General features: G+C 41.6%; 3 protein-coding genes and 1 pseudogene. 3 read left to right on the top strand and 1 reads right to left on the bottom strand.

From position 1 onward, the window contains the following. Window positions 1–136 precede the first annotated feature (136 nt). From LPKJCM_RS05055 to LPKJCM_RS05045, 3 genes and pseudogenes are all read left to right on the top strand, one after another. Window positions 137–724, top strand: a complete 588-nt coding sequence (locus LPKJCM_RS05055; protein ID WP_002823706.1) for a recombinase family protein — start codon at window positions 137–139, stop codon at window positions 722–724. Between the two features lie 264 nt (window positions 725–988). Then, window positions 989–1,912, top strand: a pseudogene (locus LPKJCM_RS05050) (IS30 family transposase). A gap of 18 nt (window positions 1,913–1,930) precedes the next feature. Further along, complete coding sequence (locus LPKJCM_RS05045; RefSeq protein ID WP_057962713.1) at window positions 1,931–2,257, top strand: hypothetical protein; 327 nt, start codon at window positions 1,931–1,933, stop codon at window positions 2,255–2,257. A 199-nt stretch (window positions 2,258–2,456) separates the two neighbouring features. On the opposite strand, the gene LPKJCM_RS05040 is transcribed toward LPKJCM_RS05045, so the two are convergent. Beyond that, the coding region (locus LPKJCM_RS05040; RefSeq protein ID WP_133057552.1) for an IS30 family transposase at window positions 2,457–2,672 on the bottom strand (216 nt) is incomplete at its 5' end.

Here is a 2,672-nt window from a genome sequence, read left to right as displayed (position 1 = left end):
ACTAGGCCCTAATTTAAAAAGCCATTGATAATGGATCAAAAACGGCCAATAGGGTATACCCTAATGGTCTTTTTTATTTCTGTGCTATACTAGGAATTACAAGTGTTCATTAGAACTGTCCAAAAGGAGATTGGAAATGGCTAAAATCGGTTATGCGCGTGTGAGTTCCAAGGAGCAACATTTAGATCGACAATTAGCGGCTTTAAAAGACGTTGATAAATTATTTACGGATAAATTAAGTGGGGCTAACACTAATCGGCCAGAACTGCAAAAAATGCTGGCCTATATTCGTGAGGGTGATATTGTCCTGGTCACTGAATTAGATCGCTTAGGCAGAAACAACCAGGATTTGACTAAGATCATGAACTCCATTCAAAATAAGGGGGCCACCCTAGATGTGTTGAATTTACCGTCCATGACCGGGATTGCGGATCCCAACTTACGGCAACTGATGACCAATTTGATTATTGAACTCTACAAGTACCAAGCTGAAAGTGAACGTAAGCGGATCATTGAGCGACAGCAACAAGGCATTGCGCTTGCCAAACAGCAAGGTAAATATCATGGCCGCAAACCCCAATATGCCAAAGATGATCCCCGTTTGCAACATGCTTTTAAGCTTTATCGAGCTGGCATGAGTGACATTGATGTGTCCCGAAATACAGGTATTAAACGGACGACCTTTATTCGATACCGTGTGAAATACGGTATTAAAAGGAAATAGGGACCCTATTTTCTTTACTTATAGTTTTGGAGGGTGTTTACTAAAGTTTTTTTTCTTGGAATCTGATTCCGTGTTTATTAAACCATCGACGAGATGTCATACAAGAATGACACCCTGACTGTGTATACATCATGATCATTTTTCATTTACCCACTTTTTTATTTGGCAGATTGTAAAATTTAAGTTGAACATTTAAGTGGACAGAAAAATCGATCAAGGTCTTTAATGGTGTTACCACACAATCCATTAGAAAGAAGGACCTTGATGAGCACCACTATTTTATCATTCCAGAACCGTGTTGTCATTGAAACGCTTCATAATGAAGGACGTTCCTTGCGATACATCGCTAACTACTTAGGCTTTAGTAAGACCACCATCTTTAACGAACTTCACCGGCTAAATAGTGAGTACCAGGCTGGGCTAGTGCAAACTGACTTTGAACGAAAGGTTAGTCAACGGGGGCGGAAGTCTTCGCTCACTAAAAACCTTAAACACTTGATCGAGGAAAAGATTCAAGTCCAGAAGTGGTCCCCTGAACAAGTTGCCCATGTGGTGGGGATTGCCTACAAGACGGTCTATAACTGGATTGATTAAGGATGGCTTGATATACAGTTGCCCGATTTGCCTGATCATGGAATTCGTCGTCATCGTGCTAAAAAAAAGCGTGGTACGTTCAATCACGGCCGCTCCATTGAGGAGCGTCCTCATAAAGTCGAAACTCGCCAGGAATTCGGCCACTTTGAAGCTGATACCGTACTTTCTGGTAAACGTAAAGGTCAAGCTGTGGCTACTTTTGTGGAGCGTAAGAGTCGCCTGACAATTGTTAAACGGCTCCATGGTCGCGACAGTCAGTCCATGACTCAAGCCGTACTTGAACTAGCTAGTCAACTTCAAGACAAGCTCAAGACGCTTACCGTAGATCATGGTAAAGAGTTCGCTAACTATCAGACAATTGAACGGCGAACTGGTACACAGGTTTATTTTGCCCATGCCTATTCACCGCATGAAAGAGGCAGTAATGAGAACCGTAACCGAGTTTTGCGGCGCTTTATTCCCAAAGGCCAAGCCATTGAAGAACTAAGTGATCACCAATTGGTTCAAATTAATTGGTATTTGAATTCACGGCCACTTAAATGTCTTAATTGGCATACACCAATCGAGATCTTCTTGCTTAATTTACGTCATTAAATTCGTTCAAGTTATTTCTTGCAATCTGCCTATAGTAAATGGTCTGGCACACATAATTATGCTGGGACTAAAGCTAAACGGATTGCTTCATTTACAGCAGAACAGTTGGTTGGTTTAGCTCCTGGTGCTGGTATTAAAGTTGCATTATTCGCTTACGATGTAGCAGACGCCTTTAAGACCAAAAAAGCGGATATTTGGCCTACTTATAATATCCGTTTGGTTTCAGCAACTGCTCCAAGGGGAAACCGGGCGATTATTGGGCAAGAATCAGTAGTTAAATATTACTCAAACAGCACGCGTACACACTTGGTTAAGACTATACATCGTACGGCTTGGGTTGGTTAAACGGAGGTATAAATAAAGTTGAATGGTTGGGCCTATGTTTTTTATTCTTTTGTATTGATACTTTTATATAGTTTTGATGCGCCAAAATGGTTCATGATAACTTATTTAGTTATTGGAATCATAGTTACAATTTATTTTGCGCCTCAATTGTCAAATCAAGTGCAACACTAAGAATCTATTCTTAGAAGTGGTCTAGTTGCTAAGCTAGTTCAGGCATTAGATCAGCTGGACAGCGATAGTTCAATGACCGCCGCAGCCGGTTGTTTAAGGTATCTTGAGCCAGTTGAATATCAACCAGTGAGGCCAATGCCAAGGATCTGCCCGTCGGGAAGAACTCGCGTAAAAGGCCGTTAGTGTTCTCATTGGTTCCGCGTTCCCATGGTGAATAAGGATGGGCAAAGTAGATGTCCGTTCC

This window comes from Lentilactobacillus parakefiri, from assembly GCF_002157585.1.
GTDB classification, from domain to species: Bacteria; Bacillota; Bacilli; order Lactobacillales; family Lactobacillaceae; genus Lentilactobacillus; species Lentilactobacillus parakefiri.
Note: the sequence above shows the minus strand (reverse complement) of the source record. Positions and strands in the feature narration are given on the sequence as shown.

Excerpts from the sequence above, each read along its gene's own strand:
- LPKJCM_RS05055 (WP_002823706.1), top strand. The coding sequence starts at position 137 with ATGGCTAAAATCGGTTATGCGCGTGTGAGTTCCAAGGAGCAACATTTA.